This is a genomic window from Glutamicibacter sp. HZAU, from assembly GCF_004100365.1.
GTDB lineage: Bacteria > Actinomycetota > Actinomycetes > Actinomycetales > Micrococcaceae > Glutamicibacter > Glutamicibacter nicotianae.
Map to the genome: position 1 here is coordinate 1 of NZ_SCKZ01000040.1, position 229 is coordinate 229.

At 59.8% G+C, this 229-nt stretch carries 1 pseudogene; it reads left to right on the plus strand.

Annotated features, from left to right (window positions below):
• Positions 1 to 229: pseudogene (locus EKH49_RS16445) on the plus strand (IS1380 family transposase); the annotation flags it as partial.

The window sequence follows — 229 nt, forward strand, 5'->3', positions numbered from 1 at the left end:
ACTTTGTTCGATACGGACGGGAACCGGGTGACCGCGTTCTTGACCAATAGCCCGCGGTTCAACGTGGCGTTCCTCGATGCCCGGCACCGGGCGCGTGGCCGGTGCGAGAACAGGGTCAAAACGCTGAAGAGCACGGGGTTGGGCAAACTGCCTTATTGGTCTTTTACCGCGAACCAGGCATGGGCTGATCTGGCAATGTTCGCAGTGAATCTGGTGTCCTGGCTGCAGC